The following is a 23,473-nucleotide window of genomic DNA, read 5'->3' on the forward strand; positions in this document are numbered from 1 at the left end:
GAACTATGAGTTGGTTTAAAAATATTTTCAAAAAAGAAGAAAAGGAAACTTTAGATAAAGGCCTGGAAAAATCCAGCCAGGGTTTCTTTGAAAAAATGACGAAAGCCGTAGTCGGTAAAAGCAAAGTAGATGATGAAGTCCTGGATAACCTGGAAGAAATACTGATTGCATCCGATGTAGGCGCCTCCACAACCATTAAAATCATAGAAAGGATTGAAGAACGCGTTTCTCGTGATAAATATGTAGGTGTAGATGAACTTGACCATATTCTCCGGGAAGAAATTTCAGGACTGCTTCTTGAAAATCCTCATGCTGGAACAGGAAACATTGATACTTCAAAAAAACCTTATGTCATCATGGTAGTGGGTGTAAATGGTGTTGGGAAAACCACTACGATCGGAAAACTTGCTCACCAGTTCAAATCCGAAGGAAGAAAGGTTGTTCTGGGCGCAGCAGACACCTTCAGAGCTGCAGCAGTAGACCAGCTGACCATCTGGAGCGAAAGAGTGGGAGTTCCTATTGTTAAACAGGATATGGGCTCAGATCCGGCCTCTGTAGCTTTTGACACTGTACAAAGTGCTGTTGCACAGGGTGCAGATGTAGTGATCATTGATACTGCAGGAAGGCTTCATAATAAGATCAACCTGATGAATGAACTTTCAAAGATCAAAAGGGTAATGCAGAAAGTAATTCCAGATGCTCCTCATGAGATCCTGCTGGTTCTTGACGGATCTACAGGACAGAATGCATTTGAGCAGGCAAAACAGTTTACAGCAGCCACAGAAGTGAATGCATTGGCAGTAACAAAGCTTGACGGCACAGCTAAAGGAGGTGTCGTTATAGGGATATCAGATCAGTTCCAGATTCCGGTAAAATATATAGGGGTAGGCGAAAAGATGCAGGACCTACAATTGTTTAATGGTACAGAATTTGTAGACTCTTTTTTCAAAAAAAGATGATATTTATCATATTTTATCTTTAACTTAGATATCAAATTTACACATTATTAACAATTAAAAATTTAGGACTATGGGAATTTTAACTTGGATCATATTTGGGCTACTGGCTGGAGCCATTGCAAAAATGATTATGCCTGGTAACCAGGGAGGCGGATGGCTGATCACTATTATTTTAGGAATTATTGGAGCATTCGTTGGAGGTGCCATTGGAGTTTATGTTCTGCACTGGGGTGACGTTACTTCATTCTGGAATCCAAAAAGCTGGATCCTGGCTATCGGAGGCGCTTTAATTGTTCTCTGGATCTACGGAATGGCCACAAAGAAAGGCTAATACAAGCAAATAAAAAATAAAATCCCGGGACTGAAATTCAGTCCCGGGATTTTTCTTACAATATAATTTAGTTTAGTTGATCTTAACCTGGTAAGGCATTTCCATTTTCACCTCAGACTGTAGCTTTTCATCAGTAATCTGCTGAAGAATTTCATAGTTGGCTTTACCTATTTTATTTTTAATGATCCTTGCAGAAATATCTTCTTCATTCAGATCTTTGAAGATCTGTTCAAATGGAGACATTCTTTTAGGATAAGAAGATACATGGTAAGATTTCAGTCCTGCTTTTTGTGCTGCAAATTTTACAGCATCATTTAGAGTTCCAAGTTCATCTACAAGACCGACTTCCTTGGCACGTACACCACTCCACACTCTTCCACCTCCAACACTGTCGATCTGTTCAAAGGTTTGCTTTCTGTTTTGTGTCACAAAATGTACAAATCTTTTATAGGTTCCTTCCACACTTCTGGTGATCAGGTTTACTCCGTAAGGGGTAACGCCGTTCAGAGGTGAATAATATTGGGAATTGGCATTGGTAGCGACAATATCTGAACGGATACCGTTTTTGTTTGCGATATCCTTATAATAAGGTATCACTCCGAAAACTCCGATAGACCCTGTCAGTGTATTAGGCTCTGAATAGATTTTATCTGCTGCCATTGCAATATAATAACCTCCTGAAGCCGCATAGTCACCAAAAGAAACCACTAATGGCTTTTTCTTTTTCAGCTGTTGCAATTCAAATAAAATTTCATCTGAAGCATTAGCACTTCCCCCGGGAGAATTGATTCTGAAAACAACTGCTTTTACTTTATCATCATCCTGAAGGTCCTTGATGTATTTCACATATTTTTCAGAATAGATCTCATTGTAACCGTCCCCATTGTTAATTCCTCCTGAAGCATATAAAACGGCTACTTTTTCTCCAGACTTATCTTCATCTGCATAAGAACTGATATAGCCTGCTAGCGATACCTTATTCAGTTTTTCTTTTTCTTTAAGACTGAGTTTGGATTTAATCATCTGATCATATTCTGTTTTCTGGATCAGTTTGTCAGCAAGTTTATATTTTAATCCTAATTCTGGGATCATCCCGTATAAACTGTCTACTACCATTCTGAACTGGGCTGTATCAATTTTTCTTGAAACGGCCATTTTAGTTGAAGTGTTTTTCCAGATGTCATTTAAAAGAGTACCCAGTTGCTCTTTATTTTCCGGAGAAATATCATTTCTTAGGAAGGGCTCAACCGCTGACTTAAATTTTCCATGTCTTATTACTTCTAAACCTATACCGTATTTATCCGCAAAATCTTTAAAAAAAGTAACTTCAGTAGCCAGTCCTTTTAATTCTATCATTCCTGATGGGTTAAGATAGTACTTATCAGCAACAGATCCTAAATAATAAGAAGCCTGTGAAACAGCATTTCCATAAGCATATACAAATTTTCCGCTCTTTTTAAAATCTTCGATAGCACTTCTGATATCATCTATCTGCGTTATTCCGGCATGCAGATCATCTGCTTCGATACTTATACCTTTAATATGATCATCAGTTTTAGCTTTTTTAATAGCCTCCAATACATCATACAGCATTACACTCTTGCTCTTGTCACTGATATTGAACAGTCCCATTTCCTCTTCAGTAGGGCTATCTATTATATTAGTCTTTAAATTAATCGTAAGAACAGAATTATTTTTCACCACAACAGATTTGTCATTCCCCATAGAACTGAACACAAGCATCATAATGAAAAAGACGAAAAATAAGGCACATAATAGGACAATAGCCACTATATTTGCCAATACGTTTTTAAAGAAACTTCTCATAAATCAATCAATTTTCCAATATGTCGCAGCATAAGGTAGTTTTGTTACTAGGAAGTAACCTGGGAGATCAAAAAAAAAATTTAGAACTGGCCTTACAAAAAATCAGTGAGGGCGGTAATTACATTTCACAAATAAGCGAATTTTTAATAACCGAACCCGTAGAATTTGTCAGTTCCAATATTTTTTGTAATATTGCATCAGTAATATTCACGCATCACTCGCCAATTCAACTGCTTGATTTTATTAAAAGTATAGAAGTTGAGATGGGAAGAACCAACGATTCATCAGCATCTGGCGGTTATAGCGATAGAATAATAGATATTGATATCATTAAATATAACGATCTGAAATTCAGATCAGAGAAATTAGAGATACCCCATCAAAAGCATTTATTAGAAAGGGAATTTTCTAAAATATTATTGAAAGATTTTATCTAAATAAAACATAAAAAACATATATGAAATTAGGTTTATTATTATTGGCCACACTACCTATCGCGGCTTATGCCCAGGATAGTACCGCAGTAAACACTTCTAGTGAGTATCCTAATACCTTCTCTTCAGGTTCTGCTAATGTACAGCGTTTTGACAACAAAGCCAGACGTTTCAACGACTGGTCTATTTCCGTTGGTGGAGGTGCTGCATTCATGGCGCACTCTGATCTTAGATCTTTTTATGACAAAAAGGTTAACTGGGGGTATAATGCTTACGTGAGTGTTGACAAACAGATTACTCATGTTTTTGGATTAAGCCTTATCTATCAGAGAGGTGAAACAAAACAGAAAGCGATGTTACCAGGCTCAGCAGGTGCTGCAGCCGGAGTAGGTACAGCAACTACCAAATTTGATCAGGTTGCTTTAATGGGAGACATTAACTTTTCCAATCTTTTGAGAAGAGTAGACAATCATTCTCCTTACAGATGGGCTTTACACGGTTATGCAGGAATTGGGTTCCAAGGTTACAACACTTCTCTGCATGATTCAAATGAATTCAGATGGAGCGAAAGCCCAAAGAGAGTTCCTTTATTTATTGACAAGAAATTTGACATTAACTCTCTATACTACCAGTTTGGAACAGGGTTGAAATACAAAGTCTCAAAACTTATCGACATCGAAGCTAGAACAATGTATATTGTAAGTGGTGATGATGAATTCGACGGAGGCGGATGGGCTGAGCCTAACGACTACGACCCAGCAACTCCGGGTTCAAAGTATAATATGATCAGTGATTCAAGATCTGACAATGCATGGACTGTGACTTTAGGAGTTTCTTTCAAATTAGGAAACAAACTGTCACACTTAGCATGGCATGACCCACTTCAGGAAGCATACTACAGAACAAGCGTTTTAGAAAATGCAGCTACAGAACTTGTAGTATGTGAAAAAGGAGACGCAGATAATGACGGCGTATGTGATGACTGGGACAGACAGCTTGATACCCCTGCAGGGGCAAGAGTAGATGGTGCCGGTGTAGCTTTAGATATGGATCTTGACGGAGTGATAGATCTCTATGACAAATGCGTAACGGTTCCCGGACCTGTTGAAAACAACGGATGTCCTACAAAATAAATCATTTAATTAACTAAAATAAAAAAATACACTATGAAATTAAGTTTAGCAATTGTAGCATTAGCAATGGCAATTCCAGCCGCAAGCTATGCACAAGACTCAACAGCAGTTTCAAATGGAGAATATCCAAACACATTTTCTTCTGGTTCTGCCAATGTTTCTCCGTTTACCAATCAGTCAAAAAGATTTAATGATTGGTCTATTTCAGCCGGTGCAGGTGTACCACTTGTACAGTCAGCTGATTTAACATCCATTAAAAATGGTAACGGTAAAAACCTTTTCGGATACTCTGCTTATGTAAGTATTGATAAAGCGATCACTCATGCGTTCGGTTTAAAATTACAATATGACAGAGGTGAAACAAGACAAGGATGGTTCAACACTAAAGATGCTGCTCCAGATGCAAAAGCTGTAGGAGCAAGAACTCAATATGATGCAATCTCTTTATTAGGAGACATCAACTTCTCTAATTTATTGAGAAGAGTTGACAACCATTCACCTTTCAGATGGGCACTTCACGGTTATGCCGGTATAGGTACTATTGCCTACAGAGCTTATCAAAAAGACATCAACGGACAGAGACTGGCTACGGAAGTTAAACCTTTCAAACTAGGATCAATGTTTATGCAGGCTGGTGCCGGTTTAAAATACAAAATTAACAGAAGACTTGATCTTGAAGGAAGATTGATGTATGTAGTAACTGGTGATGATGAATTTGATGGAGGAGGTGACAAATACAGTGCAATCAATAAACGTGAAGAGCAGGTATCTGATAACTTCTTTAATGCTACTTTAGGTCTTACATTGAAGTTAGGAAAACACGAGTCTCACCTAATGTGGCATGATCCACTTCAGGAAATCTATTACAAGCTTGATGTTTTGGCTAACAAAAATCAGGATATTGAAGTATGTAAAAAAGGTGATGCTGATAACGACGGAGTTTGTGACGATTGGGACAGACAGCTTGATACTCCTGCTGGGGCAAGAGTAGATGGTGCTGGTGTTGCTCTTGATACTGACCTTGACGGTGTAATCGACCTTTACGATAAGTGTGTAACTGTTCCTGGACCTGTTGAAAACAACGGATGTCCTACAACAACTGCAGGACCTATAGTAGAAACAGAAACTAAGCTTGAAGGAATTGAGTTTGATTTAAATTCTGACAGAATTTTACCTTCAAACACTCCAATCTTAAATAATGCTGTTTCATATATCAACTCTTCAAACGGAGCATATAATGTAATCGGAGCTACAGATACAAGAGCTTCTGATGCTTATAACCAAAAGCTATCTGAAAGAAGAGCGAATAGCGTTAAGAACTATTTGATCAAAAACGGAGTTGAATCTTCTAAACTGAACGCAATCGGTAGAGGTGAAAAAGACCTTAAATATCCTGAGTGTGAACCAGCTACTAAATGCCCTGAATGGAAAAACAGAGCTAACAGAAGAGTATATTTCGAAGCTAAATAATATAATTATTAGTAAGTATATCAAAGCCGTGCCTTGCACGGCTTTTTTTGTTGTAATACTTTTATTACATTTACCTTATGATTTCTCAGCAGGACTTTCAAAAATTAAAATATGATACCCTAAAATATTTTTGGGGTTATGATGCTTTCAGAGATTCCCAGGAAGGGATTATCGATGCAGTCATTAATGAAAAAGACTGTCTCGTTCTTCTGCCTACCGGTGCAGGGAAATCTCTATGCTACCAGCTTCCTGCCTTATTAAAAGAAGGGACCTGCCTTGTCATCTCTCCCCTTCTTGCATTAATGAAAGATCAGGTAAGTCAGCTTAAACATCGCGGTATTGAGGCAGAATATCTATCCTCTGAACTTGACGAATATGATGCAGAAGCCGTATACGACCGCTGCAAAGACGGGCTTACCAAACTGCTTTATGTATCCCCGGAAAGACTGATGAATACTCAGTTTCTTCAGAACATTGATGAAATTCGGCTGTCATTTATAGCTGTAGATGAAGCCCACTGTATTTCAGAATGGGGACAAGATTTCCGTCCCAGCTACCAGAATATTAAAGAATTCAGAAAAAATCATCCCAAGATCCCTTGCCTTGCCCTTACAGCCACGGCAACTCCCAAAGTTTTGGAAGAGATCAAAAATAAATTGGAGCTTAAAAGTCCTTTTGTTTTTCAGAAAAGCTTTAGGAGAGAAAATATCAGAATTTTCTTGGATGAAGTTTCTGATAAATTCCAGCGTGTTTTTGACATTTTAAAGCATAATAACGATTCCGGAATTGTCTATGTGAGAACCCGGAAGGATGCAGAAATGCTGGCAGAATTTCTCAAAAAAAATCAGGTAAAAAATGTAGATTATTTTCATGCCGGTTTAACAACGAAAGAAAAAAATACAAGACAGACTATCTGGAATAAAAACGACAACCATGTCCTGATCTCCACCAATGCCTTCGGGATGGGAATAGACAAGGACAATGTACGTTTTGTGATTCACTTCTCCCCTGCTCCGTCACTGGAAAATTATTACCAGGAGATCGGAAGAGCGGGAAGAGATAGTAAAGACAGTTTTGCCTTTCTTCTTTGGAATAAACAGGAACTGCTCAATTTTGATGAGATTTTAAAAAACCAGACTCCCAACAAAGCTGAATTTTTAAAGATCATCACCTATCTCTACTCTATTTTCCAGGTTGCAGAATATGAGCTGCTGGAAAAAGTTTTTCAGCTGAATATTCAGGGAATACAGAATTTTACCAGGCTTTCTAAAGCAAAAATCAGCAACGTTCTTAATTTTCTGCACAATCAGGAAATCATATACCATAATGACAACAAAAGCTTGTCTTCATTGCAGCTTCTCTTCAATGCTGAGGAAATAGATCAGCTGCCACAGAAGGATGCCTATTTCATAGAGCTTCTGCTGCGTACCGTATCAGGAATTACTACACATAAAGTAATGTTCAGTGAACAGCAGGTCAGCAATAAGATCGGAGTAAGTGTTCCGCTGATTAAAGAACGGCTTAAAGAACTTCAACAGAAAAATTATCTGGAATATGTGGATGGAGCTCTTTCAAGTATCAAATTTCTGAAACCACGTGATGAAAGAGCCATTAATGCTGCCTATTGGAAACTTTTTGAACATATCCAAAAAAATAAAATCCAGAAGTGGGAAGAAATTAAGTTTTTTATAGAAAATACTGATTACTGTAAGATGAAACTTATTCTCGCCTATTTTGGTGAAAAGAACACAAAAAATTGCGGACAATGCTCAGTCTGTGAGAAAAACAAGCAATCGATTTTCGGAAAAAACATTTCCCAGCAGATCATCAATTTACTGGCTAAAAAACCTTCAACTATCGAAGACCTTTCTGTCCAGCTCAACTATCATTCTAAAAACAATATTTTAGAAAACCTTATTTTCCTTTTAGATTCAGGAAAAGTGAAAATGTTGAATTTCAGGACATATGCGCTGAATTCTGAATAATAAGCTTCGCAAGTGAATGATGAGTGGATAATAAAGATCAAGATTTTAGATTCCAGATAACAGACATCAGATTTCAGAATTTTCAACTTATTTACGCTCAAACTCCCAAACCCTAATACCCTTCAACTCCTAAAAACTCTTATCTTTGCCGTATGAAATCATTGAAAGTCATTTTTTTAGGAACCCCGGAATTTGCAAAGACTTCTTTGGAGGCAATCCATCAGTCAAATCATGAAGTTGTAGGTGTTGTAACGGTTGCCGATAAAGCCAGTGGCCGCGGACAGAAGATCAGCCAGTCACCGGTAAAGGTGTATGCTTCAGAAAATAATATTCCTGTTTTTCAGCCAGAAAAGTTGAGAAATCCTGAGTTTTTAGAAGAACTTAGAAAACTGGATGCTGATATTTTTGTAGTAGTAGCCTTCAGAATGATGCCAAAGGTTCTTTTTGAAATGCCCAGAATGGGAACTTTTAATCTTCATGCTTCGCTTCTTCCTGATTACAGAGGCGCTGCTCCTATCAATTATGCAGTGATCAACGGTGAAGAAAAAACCGGTGCCACCACATTCTTCATTAACGAAAAAATAGATGAAGGAAATATTCTCCTTCAGGAAGAGCTGGAAATTTTACCGGATGAAAATGCAGGAAGTCTCCATGACAGGTTAATGGTAATGGGTTCAAAGCTGGTTGTAAAAACACTTAATGGTTTGGCAGAAAACTCTATTATTGAAAGGCCTCAGCCTCATGTAGAGCATCCTAAAAATGCCTATAAAATATTTAAAGAAGATACTAAAATCAACTGGAATGCTCCTTCAAAGACAATTCACCAGTTTATCCTTGGAATGTCCCCTTATCCGGCTGCTTTCACCTCTATAAAAATAGGGGAAGAAGAAAAAGGACTAAAAATATTCGCCGGAAAATTTGAAATCACAGATCATGGAAGGCCTTCCGGAACTCTGGATATTTCCAAGAACGAATTTAAAATCTATACAGAAGACGGAATTTATTTCCCTCAGGAGCTTCAACTCGAAGGCAAAAAAAGAATGACTGTGAAGGATTTTCTGAACGGGTTTAGAAATTTTGATGAAATAAGCATGTAAAGTATCAGTTAAAAATAAAAAAGGTTTAGAATTTTCTAAACCTTTTTTATTTTATTTAATCTTCGATCTCTAAATAAAATTTGACAACGAAGTTAATTCATATTTGATCATTCGCTTTTACAGCTGAACCAATTCCGTAACCTCTACATCATATCCACCAACCTGTGGCTTGATATTTGGGTTTTGCGTGATTACTTTGAATTTATTGATTCCTAAATTCTTAAGGATCTGTGTTCCGATACCGTAATCTCTGTAATTATATGCTAAAGTAGGATGCTGCTCCTGCCCGTCCTGGTAATTCAGGAACTGCTGAAGTTTTCTCAGTGTATTTTCAGAATTTGAAACGTTATTGATGAAAATAACAGCTCCTTTTCCCGCTTCATTTACCATATTGGTTACCTTCTCCAACAAAGGTTTTTCTCCGTTATTCAGTCTTGTCAGCACATCAAAATATGAATCTGAAGACTGAACTCTTACCAAAACAGGCTCATCAACCGTCCATGAACCTTTTGTCAAGGCAAAATGGATCTGGTCATTGGATGTTTCTCTGAATGCAAAAAAATCGAACTCACCATAAGCTGTTTTTACTTTTCTTTCTTCCAGTCTTTCGATAAGGTTTCCTTTTTTAAGCTGATAATGGATCAGATCTTCGATGGAAACGATCTTCATATTATGTTTTTGAGCGAAAGCATGCAGTTCCGGCAAACGTGACATGGTACCGTCATCATTCATGATCTCACAGATCACTCCTCCTTCTTTTAATCCTGCTAAGTTCGTAAGATCAATAGCTGCTTCAGTATGTCCTGCTCTTTTTAAAACCCCTCCTTTTCTTGCACGAAGCGGGAAAATATGGCCGGGTCTCATGAAATCTGTCGGCTTGGACTTTTCATCCATCAAAGCTAAAATTGTTTTGGCTCTGTCACCAGCAGAAATTCCTGTAGAGGTCCCGTTTCCAAGAAGGTCAACAGAAACGGTAAAAGCGGTTTCCTTAGGATCACTGCTTCTGCTTACCATTACTTCAAGGCCAAGCTCGTCGCATCTTTTTTCGGGAAGCGGCATACAGATCAGCCCTCTCCCGTGAAATGCCATAAAATTGATAATTTCCGGCGTTGTTAGTTCTGCAGCACAAAGAAAATCGCCTTCGTTTTCTCTGTCTTCATCATCTACTACTATTATTATTTTACCATTTTTGAGGTCTTCAATGGCCTCTGGAATAGTATTCAATTTAATATCAGACATGTTTACTTTTTATTTGTGCAAAGATACTTATAAAAATAAGCATCTGCCAATTAATATGAAGGGTTTGTTAGGCTTTGGATAAAGAGTTTACTGCCTCTCTGAAAATCTCGTAAGATCTCAGTCTCTTATGATGATCGTAGATATGTGAATTGATAATTAATTCATCTACATTGAATTTTTCCTGAAAATCTTTCAGCTTTTCTTCAATTTCTGCCTGATTCCCGATCAATGTATATTTTAGTTTCTGAAGCACCATCGATTTTTCCATGGGCGACCAGATGTCATCCATATCATCTACTGGCGGCGCAAAAGGTTTCCTGTCATTTCTTATGATATTGATAAATGCCTGGAATAAGGTTGTGGAAATTTTATGTGCTTCTTCGGAAGTTTCTGCTGCCACTCCATTGACGCACGCCATCACGTAAGGTTTATCCAGCTGAGCAGAAGGCTGAAAATGTTCTCTGTAAATTTTAAAAGCCATCTCCATTTGTTCAGGAGCAAAATGTCCCGCAAAAGCATACGGAAGTCCTAGTTCCGCAGCCAGCCACGCACTCTCTGTACTGGATCCTAAGATATAAAGCGGAATATCGAGACCTTCCCCCGGAATGGCACGAACTAAAGCATCAGAATTTTCTTTCGAGAAATACGTTTGCAGCTCTAAGATCTGTCTCGGAAACTGCTGGTTGATGATGGCAGGATTTCTTCCTAAAGCCTGGGCTGTAAGACCATCTGTACCGGGAGCTCTTCCCAGACCAAGATCTATCCTTCCCGGAAAAAGGGATTCCAGAGTGCCTAACTGTTCTGCAATGATTAACGAACTGTGGTTGGGAAGCATGATTCCACCGGATCCCACTCTTATTGTTTTTGTTCCGTTGGCAATAAAACCGATCAGAACTGTGGTGGCGGAGCTGGCAATACTTTCCATATTATGATGCTCGGCCAGCCAGAATCTTTTATAATTTAAGTTTTCAGTATGGTTTGCTAAAGACAAACTGTCCTGAAAGGTATCATGAATACTTTTCCCTTGCTTTACAGGAGCAAGATCAAGCACCGATATTTCAAAATGTTTCATATTTTAAATTTTAGGTTTAAAAAACCAAACAAATTTAAAGCTTATAAATTGCATTAGTTACTTTTTGTAATTGATAGGATGGATTAGCTAGTTCAGGCAAAAACTATTGGAATAAAGTTTAATTAAATTATTTTTTCCTAAGATGTGAGCATACTTTGTATATTTGATTATAAACAATCCTATGAAAACTATTGTTATTGCTTTATTAATACTAACTTTTGCACGTTGTACAAAGCATAAAAATATGAAAGATAAAGTTCCTGCAGAAAGTCAACAAAACTCCTCTTCATATAAAGCAAATCGCAACTCAAAATATTATACAAAGCTAAATACAATAGTAATAGCAACCGAAATTGGTGATACATTACAATTTAAAGGAAAAGATTTTAACAAAATAATAGATAATCATGGTGAATTTCTTTTTGAGATTCCTGAAAATCCCGATTATTTATATAGGGAGTTTGGAAACAGATTAAATTTTGGAAGCGAAAGAGGAAAAGATGAATATTATATTTTGTACGCTTATTTTGTGAAGCAAAAAAATGGTATTGAAAAATATTCAGATCAAAGAAAAAAACTTATTGACATTTATTCAAATATTAATACTCTGTTCAGCTACATTCAATATGGGGGAACTTATTTCGGACATCAGCAATTAAGAATCTTAGGGTATGCTGAGTATTCAATTTATCTATATTCAAGAAATAATGATAATATTCAAAAAACTTACGATATTTCAAAACAGAAAGCGCTCTATATAAAATCTTTAAGACAAGTAGTAGATGATGAAATTAACATTGATCATCAAACATCTGACCAACAGAAAGCTGACAGATCAAAAAAGATGAACACACTGATTGATAAACTTAATGAGCAGATTACAAACAATTTCTACTTGCAACGAGCACAAGCTTTTCATTACGGGAATTATGAATACTATTAAAATTGCAACTGATATACTATGATCTTTCGTCAAAACTATTTGATTCCATCCCATAAAAAATAGAATTTATCAATTAACAAACTATAAAAAATTATTATGAAAAGCCTATAACTTATTTTTATTTCTTTTCTCCAGACCATTTGTTCTAATCAGACCTTTTTTGTTATATCGAATCGTTCTTCTCCTTCTTAAAATTATAATGATTAATCAAAATCCTGATCTCATTAAACTCAAAATCATTAGGCAATGCATTTTTCCATTCTGTTAGAGTTTCATGCGGGTTTTCATAGAATTCTTTTTCAAAGGCTTTGATCTTATCCGAAGTAATCACTCTTGAAATATCAAGCAGCCCCTGTTCTGCAAATTTTGCCAGATGCCCGATTACAGTTTCTTTTACCAAACCTCTTTCCATGGCTATTTCACCAATAGTTTTTCCCTGCTCAAATAACTGGAAGGTCAGAACCTGCGAAGGAACTTTTGCGATCTTTAAATTGATCTCTTTATCATTTTTCTCATCTAAAAGCTTAGTTTCCAACAGATGAATTTCTTTCAGGCTGTTCAGGTATTCTTCAGTATCTTCCAGCCAGTTTCTGAATTCCTCATTATACTGTTTCAGGCCTTTTGCCCCTTTAATTTCGGCATAGAATTCCTTCAGCGGATTGAATACTTTGTCTCTGATTTCTGTGAAAAAGAAATTAACCGCACCTTTGGTTTTGCTTTCAATGTCGGACCATTCTTCTTTATTTTCAATAAAATTATTAACTTTCTGGGAAATTACCCTTTCCAGTTTTTCGAAGATCTTTCCAAGATTAACTATTTCGTGTTTCAGCTGAAGGTACAGCTGGTTTGTTTTTACATGATCAATACTTTTCGTGGTTATGGAAAGCTTATTCCACTCCTCTACTTCATTCAGGAACCATAAACAGTTGACGGTACGAAGTACTTTTTTGATGCTGTAGTCATATTTTTCACGGTTAAGAATAGCCTCCACACTATCATTGGCAAAAGTATCTCCCTGGAACTGCAGAATCCTGTTGTCCTTGAAGATCACTTCAGGGGTAATTTTAGATTTCAAAACGATCCCTTCCAATGTACGGCATCTCGACAGCGCAACATAAACCTGCCCGGCCGTAAAACTTTTTCCGGCATCAATGATTACATTATCAAAGGTCAAGCCCTGGCTTTTATGAATGGTAACTGCCCACGCCAGCTTTATCGGAAACTGCTCGAAACTTCCTAAAACTTCTTCTTTGATATTTTTTTCGGTATCGAGAAAGTACTTTTTCTGCTCCCAGACCTCTCTTTTAACTGTAATTTCTCTTTCACTGCCATTAAGAACAACCTTGATCTCATTATCGTCTAAAGCAGAAATTTCTCCCAGCTTTCCGTTGAAATATTTTTTCTCTCCGGTAATATCATTTCTGATGAACATGACCTGTGCTCCGACTTTCAATTCTAAAAACTGCTCGTTCGGAAACTGATTTTCCTTAAAATCTCCAAATAGCTTGGCTTCATAGGTTTTAACAGTCAGATCAATTTCTTCCAGCTTTTCCTGATTGATCTCATCCGCCATTTTATTGTGTGAACACAGATAAACGTAAGATTCAGTTCCTGCCTTAAAATCAGGATCATATCTTTTATTAAGCTCCTCAAAATTGATATTGGCAACATCACCGTCACGGATTGCGTTCAAAATATCCAGGAATTTTTCATCCGACTGTCTGTAAACCTTAGTCAGTTCAATGGTCAGTAACGGAATATCTTTAATGGCATGACTGTCAAAAAAGAACGGTGACTGGTAGCATATCTTTAAAATATGCTCGTCTCTCACTACAGGCGGAAGCTGATAAAGATCTCCAATGAACAGCATCTGCACCCCACCGAAACGCTGGTTATTTCTTCTGATAAATCTCAGTGAGAAATCCATCATATCGAGAACATCAGCCCTCAGCATGGAAACCTCATCAATGATAAGAACCTCTACTTCTCTTAAGAGCTTGAGCTTATCTTTTCTGTATTTGAAATGAGGCATCAGGTCGGCAATATTATTTGCCAAGCTTCCGTCAATACGATCTGTGGTTGGTAAAAAAGTCCTTAAAGGCAGTCCAAACATGGAATGAATGGTAACTCCTCCTGCATTAATCGCAGCAATTCCGGTAGGAGCAACCACAATATATTTTTTCCTCGTCTTCTTTACAAAATCATTAAGGAAGGTAGTTTTACCTGTTCCTGCCTTCCCTGTAAGAAAAACGCTTCTGTTCGTATGCTCTATTAAGTCAAAAAAATGATTGTTCATTGTGCTTCAAAATTACGGAAATGAATTTGAATTTCTTACCTTGGCATAACTTTTGAAAATTCTTCAACAGAAAAGAAAATTATAATGAAAATAAATTTCATATACACTCCACTATTAGTATTATGCACTATGTTTGCCCTGGTTTCTTGCAATACATCCAAGAACGCCAATACGAATCTGCCTAAAGATATTTCTGAAAGACCTGCGGATGAAGACAGCCAGAAATATGAGCAGGCCCAGCTGGATAAGTTAAAAGCATCCATTGAATCTGAAACATCCAAAGAAAAATGTACTGCCGCTTCGGAATGGACGTTTGCTCCAATGGGCGCCAAAGCCTGTGGCGGACCTCAGCAATACATCGCTTATCCTAAAAAAACAGAGACGACCATTCTTCCAAGAATTGAGGAATATACACAGAAAGTAAAAGCTTTCAATGAAAAATACAATATCACTTCTGACTGTATGCTGGTGATGCCGCCAACATCTGTGAAATGTATCAATGGAAAAGCGCAGCTTATAACAGCGGAGCAATAAGTAAAAAAAATCAAAGCAAAGGTTATATATCCTGTTGAAAATCAACACAAAAAAAACTCATTCAGGAGTTTATACTAAGGATTGAAAAAAGCTCTATCGGTATGATGGAGCTTTTGTTTTGTTTTTTTAAATGTAAAATACAATGTATTAATGTTGGAGGTAGATTCCAGAGGACATACATCAAATTTCCCTAGTATGAGACCTTTTGATAGTGATTTGAGCAAGTATCAACCAGCAGCTTTTCCCACAAATACGCTCAAATCCTCCAATTCAGAACTAACTTCCCACTTCCAGATTTTCTTTATACCATGAAGAATACTTCACGTAATTATCAGCAATTCTGTTTACTTCTCCTTCCAATAACTGGGCAGAAATATCTTTAATTTTTCTTGCCGGAACTCCACCCCAGACTTCTCCTGATTTAATATGAGTCCCCTGTGTCACTACAGAACCTGCTCCTACGATAGAGTTTTCTTCTACCAGACAGTCATCCATTACGATAGCTCCCATACCGATGAGTACGTTATCTTTGATGGTACAGCCATGCACAATTGCATTATGTCCTATGGAAACATTATTCCCAATATTTAAGGGATGCTTCTGATAAGTACAGTGCAGCATAGCATTGTCCTGAACATTTACTTTATCGCCCATCCTGATGTAATGTACATCTCCTCTGATCACTGCATTATACCAGATACTGCAGTCCTTTCCCATAGTAACGTCACCAATAATTGTTGCCGTTTCTGCCAAAAATGTACCCTCTCCTATCTGAGGTATTTTCCCTAAAAGTTCTTTTACAATTGCCATAATTTTAGTTTGGTGATGAGTCAATTCGAAAATAATAATTTCTAAAAACGGCCACTTCTATTCTCTGTCTTCTAATTTTAAAATAACCGTGATAGCAAAAATCTAATTTCTAATCTCTAACTTCTAATTTCTAATTGCGTATTTTTGTATTTCAAATTTAACGAAAAAATGCGTACGATACTTATAGAACCAACTGAAAACCCGAAAGTGATGAAATTTGTCGCGGATTATAACCTGATCCCGGGCTCTTTAGAGTTGGACAGAAGTTCAGATATTTCAGAAATTCCTTTAGCTCAGGAACTTTTCAACTATCCTTTTGTGGAAAGAATTTTCATTACAGCTAATTTTGTAGCTATAGCGAAACAGGACACTGTAGAATGGGAACATGTAGCTGACAGCCTTAAAAATGTCATTGAGGATGAATTATTGGCCAATCCAAGAATTTACCTTCAGAAAAGAAAGGAAATGTATCAGATTTATGCTGAAATGACTCCTAATCCGAGTGCTATGAAGTTTGTTTCCAATAAACTGCTTATGGAGGGGTTTGTGGAAGTAAAATCGAGAGAAAAATCCGAAGGGGTTCCTTTGGCTCAGGCTATCTTTAATGAATTTGATTTTGCAAAAGAAATTTTTATTTCAGACAATTTTGTAGCTGTAACAAGAGATGATTCTGTGGAATGGCATCAGGTGATGATGGCTGTACGCGGTTTTATTGCTGAATATCTTCAGAGTGGAGGCGAAATTTCAAATCTTGAGCCTCAGAAACATGAAAACCCTGTTGAAAAGATCATCAATAGAGATTATACAGATGACGAGCAGAAAATTTCAGATATTTTAAATGAATATGTAGCGCCTGCTGTGGAAAATGACGGTGGAAAAATTTCCCTGATGGAATATGATCAGGAAAGTAAAACAGCCAAGATGCTTTTACAGGGTGCCTGTTCAGGATGCCCGAGCTCTACAGCTACTTTGAAAAACGGAATTGAAAATATTTTAAAACAGTTTGTTCCGGACTTAGTGGAAAAAGTAGAAGCCGTAAACGGATAACTGATCGTAAAATGGTACCCGCAAAGAAGATTTTGGTCATTATTGGAAGTGCCACAAAACAATCCAGCAATCTGAAATTAATAGAACAGGTTCTGGAAAAACATTCGGACACCGGTTTCCGCATATATGATAATCTTTCTGCTCTTCCGCATTTTGACCCTTCATTAACGGACACAGATACACCACAGGAAGTATTGAAGATCAGGGAAGAAATTGAAAATTCCGATGGTATTTTATTTTCGACTCCGGAATATATTTTCAGCATCCCCAGCAGACTGAAGAATTTATTGGAATGGTGTGTTTCTACCACTGTTTTTTATGAAAAACCGGTTGCTGTCATTACAGCATCGGCCAACGGAGAAAAAGGACATGAAGAATTAGTTATGATTTTGAAAACACTTGGAGCCAAAACAGAAGGTCAGCATCAGCTTTTAATAAAAGGGATAAAGGGTAAATTTAATGATAAAGGCTTGGTCGAAAATAATATCTTTGCCCAAGTATCAACATTGATAACAGATTTCGAAAACGCTGTTTCATAATTAAAATTAAAAATATTGGATAAAAAAGGAATTTTACTGGTAAATCTTGGTTCTCCAAAATCTACGGCTGTAAATGATGTAAAGGAATATCTTGATGAGTTTTTAATGGATGAAAGGGTCATCGATTACCGCTGGATTTTCCGTGCACTGCTGGTTCAGGGAATTATTCTTAAAACAAGACCCGCAAAATCCGCAGAAGCCTATAAAACAGTATGGACGGATGAAGGTTCACCTTTAATAGTCATTACCGAAAAAATCCAAAAGAAACTGCAGAAAGTAGTGGATGTTCCTGTGGAAATCGGGATGAGATATGCTGAACCAAGCATTGAAACTGGAATTCAGAAGTTAGTGGATCAGGGAGTTTCCGAGATCGTTCTGTTCCCATTGTACCCGCAATATGCGATGAGTACTACGGAAACAGTGATTGAAAAAGCAGAGGAAGTACGGAAAAAGAAATTTCCGAATGTAAAGATCAATTATATACAGCCCTTTTACAACCGGGAGATCTATATCAACTGTCTTGCGGAAAGCATTAAGGAAAAGCTTCCTGAAAATTTTGATGTTTTACAGTTTTCTTATCATGGTGTACCGGAAAGGCACATTTATAAAACAGATCCTACAAAGACCTGTAATCTTAACGACTGCTGTTCAAGGGATACTAATCCAAGCCACCAGTTCTGTTACCGCCATCAGTGCTATAAAACGACAGAAGCTGTTATTGCCAGGATAGGGCTTCCGAAAGAAAAAACAATTGTTTCTTTCCAGTCAAGATTAGGAAAAGACAAATGGATAGAACCTTATACGGATGAGACTTTGGAAACGATTCCTAAAAAAGGAGTAAAAAACCTGGCTATTGTCTGCCCGGCTTTTGTTTCAGACTGCCTGGAAACCCTGGAAGAAATTTCGGTAGAAGGTAAGGAACAGTTTCAACATGGAGGCGGAGAAAACTTCCACTACATTCCGTGTCTGAATGATGAAGACCGATGGATTGATGTAGTAAAGATACTCTGTGAAGAAAAGCTGAATGATTTTTATCTGGTATAAATTTCTCAATACATAAAACAAAAGGCTGCAAAATTATTTTGCAGCCTTTTTTGAAATATATAAAATTTATTTTTTGATAAGACATCTGTTCCCAGTATCTCATCATTCTCGGCACCTACGAAAATTACTGTCTGCTTACTGAACTTTCTGCATGGATATCAAATTTATAGGTTTTACACCGGATGGTTTTTGATTCAAAATTATTTCCCGATAGGAGTTCTGAATTCCCCATATCCCATCAGTCCATCATAATTACGTCCGAAAGGGGCATAATATAGAAATGCCTGGTACAGGTTTTCCGTCTGCCAGAAATTACCGTTTATCTCTCCAAAGTTCAGAGATCCATTACTTTCTTTTGTGGCAAGGATATAATTGTAAAACCCTTGTTTCAGGAATATTTTAGCAATATATTTTTTACTAGCAGCATCGTACTGCATCTGATTTTCTTTACCTGGTTTAAAATTATTAAAACCTCCCAGCACATAAATTTCTTTATCCACAGGGTCAGAATCCAGAGAAAAGTATACCCATGAATAATCAGCTTCCCTTTCTGCATTTCTCTCCAATCCCAGATCATTTCTTCTATAGAACCATGCTCCGTTTACGTCAGGCTGGTACTGATAGTTCAGAGGAAAAGCCCATACCGGATGCAGATATGTGTGATTCACTCCGTCCTTCAATTCTGTAGCACTCACCATATCCGCAGCCATATTCATATTCTTATTGTCAAAATAATAGAATTCGTTATTGCCGGGGAATGTTAAGTTCATCTGCTGAAAAAGCAGCTGGTTCCCTAATGTTGCGCTTGGTTTTAGATTATTAACCACTTCATTAGGATTGTTGTTCTGCATAACGTTTAAAGTCATTGAATTGACATTGGAAGAAAGGTCTCCCGCTTTTGAAGTTGCTTTTACTTCTACCCTTTGATTGATATCTGGTTTTTTGGCATCAGCAATTCTTGAGACATTTAAAGCAAGTGTTGCGGCATCTTCTACCAGATAAAATCGTTTTTTAAAAAGTGGTCTGTCAGCAGAATCTTTATAAACAATCAGTTCAAAATTTCCTGAGATTTTCGGCTGCATTTTATCATTCGGGAAGGTAAGCTTATAATGGGTATAAGCCTGTATGGTATTAAAAGAATATTGAAACTGGTCCAGAAGCCCGTTTAAGCTTCCATTGGCAATCTCTGTAAAAAACAGGTTGTCATCATTCCAATTTCTGTCGTAATGCTTAATGGTGTACCTATAAATCTCGCTGGCATTACTGAGGTCATCAAAGCTTAAAACAAGCTGTTCGCCGAACTTTATAACGGGCGTTTCATCGTTCGTCTGAGGGTTGAATAATTGTATACTCTGGATGTTTTGTCCAAAAACCAGTCCTCCTAAAGAAAGTAAAAGTATTCGCAAAGTTTTCATTATGACGAAGATAACGAAAAATCGGGATTTTCTTAATAATATCGTATTTTTGAAATAAAAAATATCCGTTATGCTTCAGATTCAAGGCTTCGTTTTCAATTTTGCCAGCGAAAATACTTATATCCTTTACAACGAAAATAAAAATGCCTGGCTGATTGACCCGGGAAATATGAATGAACAGGAAACCAAGGCTATAGAAAGCTTTATTTCTGAAAACAGTCTGAAAATCGAAAAAATCCTCCTCACCCATGCTCATATTGATCACGTTCTGGGTTTGCAGTGGGCTTTTGATACTTTTAAAGTTCCTGTTCATATGCATAAGGAAGATCAGGAAGTCCTGGACATGCTTCAGGCCAGCGGAATGAGATTCGGATTTCCTGTTGAACCCGTAAAAGCAGACATCAAATATATTAACGAAGGGGAAGTTCTTGACCTAGACGGAGAAAAATTCAAAATTTACCACGTTCCGGGACATTCACCGGGAAGCGTAGTTTACCATAATGAAAATCAAAAATTCATGATCTCAGGGGATGTTCTTTTTGAAGGCAGTATCGGAAGAACCGATCTTTACAAAGGGAATCATGAACAACTGATCAACGGTATCACCAATAAACTATTTGTACTGGATGATGAAACACAGGTTTTTTCAGGCCACGGCAACCCTACTACAATAGGTTTTGAGAAACAATACAATCCGTTTTTTAAGTAGATTTAGTTACTAAAAACAAAATCTGGCATCTGACCTTGATTCTTGGCTCTCAGATTATTCACCAATACTAAAAAACCGCCAGAAATAATTTTATTCTGGCGGTTCATTTATGAAGAAAATAAATATAAGTTTAGAAATCCAGTGTCACAGACGCTCTTGCAGCGGCACCCATAATTGGTCTTGCCATTCTGATATTCGTTCCCGCTGTAGTCTGAGATCTTGGATCTCCTTCGGTAATTCCGATGGTGTTAAAGATATTGGTTCCATCTACTGCGAAACGTATTTTCCCTAACTGGTAAGACATTCCTGCACCCACTTCAGTGAATGAAGGCAGAATATTATCATCTGTATTCCCTTCGTTCTGGAAACGTTTTCCATAATAGTTCATGCTTACATAGGCTCTCCATTGTTTTGTGATATTCACTGCCGGAGAAATATTAAAATAGAACTTTGGCATTCTTCTTACCGTATTTCCATCGTAATCAAATAGAGTTCCGTCCGCGTTTTTTCCTACGAAATCTTTGTATTTGGGATTCTGGATCGTCCCATTGAAAGTAACTTCAAGTATATTGTTGAACAATCTTGTGTATCCTTCGATCTCTACCCCAAAATTCGTGGTATTGGCGAATTTATTTTCTGAAGTTCCGTCTGAAAATACATCGGTGAATGAAAGGTTTTTAAGCGTAGAATAGAAAGGAATAATTCCGATATCAAAAGTACGTGAATAATATTTGTATCCTACTTCCAACTGATTGGTATCAACCGCTTTAATTGCGCTTAGGTCTGACATATTATTATAGTAGGCTTCTTCATTCGGAGATCTGAAACCGTGGGAGAAACGTGCATATACAGCATTCCCTCTGTTGATCTTATAATTTGCAGCCAATGTATAGGAAACCTTATTGATATCATAGTACCAATAGGTGTACTTATTGCCCAGCACTGCCATATTATCGTCAGCCGTTGTTGTTTCAAAACCGTGAGTTCCATCGGTCGTTAAGCCTGAATTGTTAAGATTTGAGGTTGTTGTATTCACTCCGTATCCTTTATAAAAGTCGCGGCTGTAGCGCATTCCTCCGTTTAAGCTCAGGGCATCTGTAATATTATAATCTAAATTTAAATAAAGATCATTAAGACTCCCCTGTATCTGCGAATCTCTGATCAGGAAGGACATATCGGTAACCCCATTGTAAGTTTTGGAATAACCGGCATCTGATGGATTAAGTGAAGGATCAACCAGATTTAAAAGCTGCGGCCTGTCTGAAGCTGTTGTTAAAATATTGCTCCAGTTCCAGTATTGGTGCGATTTCCAGTTTGATTTGTAGAAGCCAGCTGTTACATTTCCTTTATCAAATTTATAATTCAGCTGAAGGTCATTTACAAAATTATTCATCTGCTTATCAATAGCCCAGAAGCCTAATTTCTGTACATATTGAGGATTCACAACGGAACCATTGCTCACAAGAGAATATTGATAGCTGCTCATTCCTAAACCTCCCTGGTCAACAGGATTTCCAGCAAATTCAGAGGCCAGTTTAGGAGCTCCGGCAGGGAACATTCCGGTATATTCCATATTAATATTGGTATACCTTGTTTTGTTCAGCACGCTGAAATTATTTCCAAGATCATATTTAAATTCTGCACCTACCACATCTACTTTCGGGTGAATTCCGTTTTCAAGATCTCTTTTGAAAAATCCGCCACCGGCCTGTGGAATATTAAGCTGACTGATCGTTCTGTAGTTGTATGTTCCGTAATTTGCATCGAAACCTGCGAATTCTTTAAGATCATTTCCGTCTTGAATCAAAGGAATCGGAAGGAAAAATGTATTCCTGTCATCCAGTTTTTTATAATATACTTTAGCATAGCCTTTATCAAAGACATATTTAAGGTTCATTCTGATCTGCCCGCCGTTATTGGCTCTGAAACCCGTCTTTCTGATTCCGTTATCTGTTCGGTAAAATCCGCCAACGTTAAAGAACAATTTATCCTGAACTAAGGCACCTCCTACGTTAATATCTGTACGCATCAGGCCATAAGTACTGGTTTCCAGTTTAGCTGTACCTCTAAAATCATTGCTCCCTTCTTTAGTAATAAAGTTGATCAGACCTCCGGGAGAATTATTTGCATAGATAGAGCCTGAACCTCCTCTCAGGGCTTCCAGACGGTTTACTGTATTATCCACACGGAAAAAATTATCTGCATTCGCAAACTGAAGTGCACCGTCTTCAAAAACCGGCAGCCCATCTTCCTGGACCTGTACAAATTCATAAGCTCCTGCAGAGGGAATACCTCTTGCAAAAAGGTTGTTACCTACTTCACCACCTGAAGTTTCCACGGCAAATCCAGGAACTCTCTGCAGTAATGCAGCAGCACTGATGGGGTTCTGCTTCTGGATTTCTTTCGCGGTAAATGTAGAAATAGCTGTACTGGATTCTATTTTCTTTTTCGGTCCGGAGTTCCCGGTAATAACAATTTGGTCTATGGAAGACGTTTTGACTGAATCCTGAGGGGTTTCCTGGGCATACGCATTATTAAAGTAAAGCGTAGCGGTGGCAGCCATTAAAAATATCGATCTTTTTTTCATAG

At 37.4% G+C, this 23,473-nt stretch carries 20 protein-coding genes; 13 read left to right on the forward strand and 7 right to left on the reverse strand.

Going from position 1 to position 23,473, the window contains the following annotated elements; translation table 11 throughout:
* Positions 1–5 precede the first annotated feature (5 nt).
* Together ftsY and J2T03_RS17995 are read left to right on the forward strand one after the other, a co-directional pair.
* A complete protein-coding gene (gene ftsY, locus J2T03_RS17990; RefSeq protein ID WP_306844870.1) occupies positions 6–959 on the forward strand; it encodes a signal recognition particle-docking protein FtsY in 954 nt (317 codons plus the stop codon).
* Positions 960–1,029: 70 nt separating this feature from the next.
* The gene (locus tag J2T03_RS17995) at positions 1,030–1,290 is read left to right on the forward strand and encodes a GlsB/YeaQ/YmgE family stress response membrane protein (protein WP_306844873.1); all 261 of its coding nucleotides are present in this window, start codon (positions 1,030–1,032) and stop codon (positions 1,288–1,290) included.
* A 72-nt stretch (positions 1,291–1,362) separates the two neighbouring features.
* Here J2T03_RS17995 and sppA read toward each other — a convergent pair whose 3' ends face one another.
* Complete coding sequence (gene sppA, locus J2T03_RS18000) at positions 1,363–3,117, reverse strand: signal peptide peptidase SppA (protein WP_307220698.1); 1,755 nt, start codon at positions 3,115–3,117, stop codon at positions 1,363–1,365.
* A 20-nt stretch (positions 3,118–3,137) separates the two neighbouring features.
* Between sppA and folK the strand changes: the two genes are divergently transcribed.
* The 5 genes from folK (at position 3,138) to fmt (ending at position 9,236) form a co-directional block, all read left to right on the forward strand.
* Positions 3,138–3,554, forward strand: coding sequence for a 2-amino-4-hydroxy-6-hydroxymethyldihydropteridine diphosphokinase (gene folK / locus J2T03_RS18005; RefSeq protein WP_306844876.1), 417 nt, complete (start codon positions 3,138–3,140; stop codon positions 3,552–3,554).
* Between the two features lie 20 nt (positions 3,555–3,574).
* Complete coding sequence (locus tag J2T03_RS18010) at positions 3,575–4,684, forward strand: OmpA family protein (RefSeq protein ID WP_306844878.1); 1,110 nt, start codon at positions 3,575–3,577, stop codon at positions 4,682–4,684.
* Between the two features lie 33 nt (positions 4,685–4,717).
* Positions 4,718–6,154 (forward strand): OmpA family protein, encoded by a 1,437-nt coding sequence (locus tag J2T03_RS18015; RefSeq protein WP_306844879.1) that lies wholly within the window; start codon positions 4,718–4,720, stop codon positions 6,152–6,154.
* Positions 6,155–6,231: 77 nt separating this feature from the next.
* Positions 6,232–8,139 carry a RecQ family ATP-dependent DNA helicase gene (locus tag J2T03_RS18020; protein WP_307220700.1) on the forward strand — a complete coding sequence of 636 codons (1,908 nt, stop codon included), beginning with the start codon at positions 6,232–6,234 and terminating at the stop codon, positions 8,137–8,139.
* A 152-nt stretch (positions 8,140–8,291) separates the two neighbouring features.
* A complete protein-coding gene (fmt, locus tag J2T03_RS18025; protein ID WP_307220702.1) occupies positions 8,292–9,236 on the forward strand; it encodes a methionyl-tRNA formyltransferase in 945 nt (314 codons plus the stop codon).
* 117 nt (positions 9,237–9,353) lie between these two features.
* Here the strand turns inward: fmt and ribB are convergent, their stop codons facing one another.
* Entirely contained in the window at positions 9,354–10,475 is a 1,122-nt protein-coding gene (ribB, locus tag J2T03_RS18030; RefSeq protein WP_306844884.1) for a 3,4-dihydroxy-2-butanone-4-phosphate synthase, read from the reverse strand.
* A 67-nt stretch (positions 10,476–10,542) separates the two neighbouring features.
* Positions 10,543–11,547: an LLM class flavin-dependent oxidoreductase gene (locus tag J2T03_RS18035; protein ID WP_307220703.1), complete on the reverse strand. Its 1,005-nt coding sequence runs from the start codon at positions 11,545–11,547 to the stop codon at positions 10,543–10,545.
* A gap of 181 nt (positions 11,548–11,728) precedes the next feature.
* On the opposite strand from J2T03_RS18035, the gene J2T03_RS18040 reads away from it, so the two are divergent.
* Positions 11,729–12,490, forward strand: a complete 762-nt coding sequence (locus J2T03_RS18040; RefSeq protein WP_307220705.1) for a hypothetical protein — start codon at positions 11,729–11,731, stop codon at positions 12,488–12,490.
* Between the two features lie 163 nt (positions 12,491–12,653).
* On the opposite strand, the gene J2T03_RS18045 is transcribed toward J2T03_RS18040, so the two are convergent.
* Positions 12,654–14,786 (reverse strand): helix-turn-helix domain-containing protein, encoded by a 2,133-nt coding sequence (locus tag J2T03_RS18045; protein ID WP_307220706.1) that lies wholly within the window; start codon positions 14,784–14,786, stop codon positions 12,654–12,656.
* 84 nt (positions 14,787–14,870) lie between these two features.
* On the opposite strand from J2T03_RS18045, the gene J2T03_RS18050 reads away from it, so the two are divergent.
* Positions 14,871–15,320, forward strand: a complete 450-nt coding sequence (locus J2T03_RS18050; RefSeq protein WP_307220707.1) for a hypothetical protein — start codon at positions 14,871–14,873, stop codon at positions 15,318–15,320.
* 276 nt (positions 15,321–15,596) lie between these two features.
* Here J2T03_RS18050 and J2T03_RS18055 read toward each other — a convergent pair whose 3' ends face one another.
* The gene (locus tag J2T03_RS18055) at positions 15,597–16,130 is read right to left on the reverse strand and encodes a gamma carbonic anhydrase family protein (RefSeq protein ID WP_306844894.1); all 534 of its coding nucleotides are present in this window, start codon (positions 16,128–16,130) and stop codon (positions 15,597–15,599) included.
* A gap of 168 nt (positions 16,131–16,298) precedes the next feature.
* Here J2T03_RS18055 and J2T03_RS18060 point away from each other — a divergent pair, with 168 nt between their 5' ends.
* The 3 genes from J2T03_RS18060 to hemH are packed head-to-tail and all read left to right on the forward strand — an operon-like array spanning position 16,299 to position 18,760.
* Positions 16,299–17,177, forward strand: a complete 879-nt coding sequence (locus J2T03_RS18060; RefSeq protein ID WP_306844895.1) for a NifU family protein — start codon at positions 16,299–16,301, stop codon at positions 17,175–17,177.
* Positions 17,178–17,188: 11 nt separating this feature from the next.
* On the forward strand, positions 17,189–17,716 hold the full coding sequence (locus J2T03_RS18065; protein WP_307220709.1) for an NADPH-dependent FMN reductase: 528 nt from the start codon (positions 17,189–17,191) through the stop codon (positions 17,714–17,716).
* 15 nt (positions 17,717–17,731) lie between these two features.
* Positions 17,732–18,760, forward strand: coding sequence for a ferrochelatase (gene hemH / locus J2T03_RS18070; RefSeq protein WP_307220711.1), 1,029 nt, complete (start codon positions 17,732–17,734; stop codon positions 18,758–18,760).
* 200 nt (positions 18,761–18,960) lie between these two features.
* Here the strand turns inward: hemH and J2T03_RS18075 are convergent, their stop codons facing one another.
* Complete coding sequence (locus J2T03_RS18075) at positions 18,961–20,175, reverse strand: type IX secretion system plug protein (RefSeq protein WP_306844898.1); 1,215 nt, start codon at positions 20,173–20,175, stop codon at positions 18,961–18,963.
* A 70-nt stretch (positions 20,176–20,245) separates the two neighbouring features.
* Between J2T03_RS18075 and J2T03_RS18080 the strand changes: the two genes are divergently transcribed.
* The gene (locus tag J2T03_RS18080; RefSeq protein ID WP_306844899.1) at positions 20,246–20,884 is read left to right on the forward strand and encodes an MBL fold metallo-hydrolase; all 639 of its coding nucleotides are present in this window, start codon (positions 20,246–20,248) and stop codon (positions 20,882–20,884) included.
* A 130-nt stretch (positions 20,885–21,014) separates the two neighbouring features.
* Here J2T03_RS18080 and J2T03_RS18085 read toward each other — a convergent pair whose 3' ends face one another.
* On the reverse strand, positions 21,015–23,471 hold the full coding sequence (locus tag J2T03_RS18085) for a TonB-dependent receptor (RefSeq protein WP_307220713.1): 2,457 nt from the start codon (positions 23,469–23,471) through the stop codon (positions 21,015–21,017).
* Positions 23,472–23,473 lie beyond the last annotated feature (2 nt).

The organism is Chryseobacterium lathyri, from assembly GCF_030812195.1.
Classification (GTDB): Bacteria; Bacteroidota; Bacteroidia; order Flavobacteriales; family Weeksellaceae; genus Chryseobacterium; species Chryseobacterium lathyri_A.

Excerpts from the sequence above, each read along its gene's own strand:
- J2T03_RS18085 (WP_307220713.1), bottom strand. The coding sequence starts at position 23,471 with ATGAAAAAAAGATCGATATTTTTAATGGCTGCCACCGCTACGCTTTAC.
- folK (WP_306844876.1), top strand. The coding sequence starts at position 3,138 with ATGTCGCAGCATAAGGTAGTTTTGTTACTAGGAAGTAACCTGGGAGAT.
- J2T03_RS18035 (WP_307220703.1), bottom strand. The coding sequence starts at position 11,547 with ATGAAACATTTTGAAATATCGGTGCTTGATCTTGCTCCTGTAAAGCAA.
- J2T03_RS18075 (WP_306844898.1), bottom strand. The coding sequence starts at position 20,175 with ATGAAAACTTTGCGAATACTTTTACTTTCTTTAGGAGGACTGGTTTTT.
- J2T03_RS18010 (WP_306844878.1), top strand. The coding sequence starts at position 3,575 with ATGAAATTAGGTTTATTATTATTGGCCACACTACCTATCGCGGCTTAT.
- J2T03_RS17995 (WP_306844873.1), top strand. The coding sequence starts at position 1,030 with ATGGGAATTTTAACTTGGATCATATTTGGGCTACTGGCTGGAGCCATT.
- J2T03_RS18065 (WP_307220709.1), top strand. The coding sequence starts at position 17,189 with ATGGTACCCGCAAAGAAGATTTTGGTCATTATTGGAAGTGCCACAAAA.
- J2T03_RS18055 (WP_306844894.1), bottom strand. The coding sequence starts at position 16,130 with ATGGCAATTGTAAAAGAACTTTTAGGGAAAATACCTCAGATAGGAGAG.
- J2T03_RS18015 (WP_306844879.1), top strand. The coding sequence starts at position 4,718 with ATGAAATTAAGTTTAGCAATTGTAGCATTAGCAATGGCAATTCCAGCC.
- J2T03_RS18040 (WP_307220705.1), top strand. The coding sequence starts at position 11,729 with ATGAAAACTATTGTTATTGCTTTATTAATACTAACTTTTGCACGTTGT.
- J2T03_RS18020 (WP_307220700.1), top strand. The coding sequence starts at position 6,232 with ATGATTTCTCAGCAGGACTTTCAAAAATTAAAATATGATACCCTAAAA.
- ribB (WP_306844884.1), bottom strand. The coding sequence starts at position 10,475 with ATGTCTGATATTAAATTGAATACTATTCCAGAGGCCATTGAAGACCTC.
- ftsY (WP_306844870.1), top strand. The coding sequence starts at position 6 with ATGAGTTGGTTTAAAAATATTTTCAAAAAAGAAGAAAAGGAAACTTTA.
- sppA (WP_307220698.1), bottom strand. The coding sequence starts at position 3,117 with ATGAGAAGTTTCTTTAAAAACGTATTGGCAAATATAGTGGCTATTGTC.
- J2T03_RS18050 (WP_307220707.1), top strand. The coding sequence starts at position 14,871 with ATGAAAATAAATTTCATATACACTCCACTATTAGTATTATGCACTATG.
- fmt (WP_307220702.1), top strand. The coding sequence starts at position 8,292 with ATGAAATCATTGAAAGTCATTTTTTTAGGAACCCCGGAATTTGCAAAG.
- J2T03_RS18080 (WP_306844899.1), top strand. The coding sequence starts at position 20,246 with ATGCTTCAGATTCAAGGCTTCGTTTTCAATTTTGCCAGCGAAAATACT.
- J2T03_RS18045 (WP_307220706.1), bottom strand. The coding sequence starts at position 14,786 with ATGAACAATCATTTTTTTGACTTAATAGAGCATACGAACAGAAGCGTT.
- J2T03_RS18060 (WP_306844895.1), top strand. The coding sequence starts at position 16,299 with ATGCGTACGATACTTATAGAACCAACTGAAAACCCGAAAGTGATGAAA.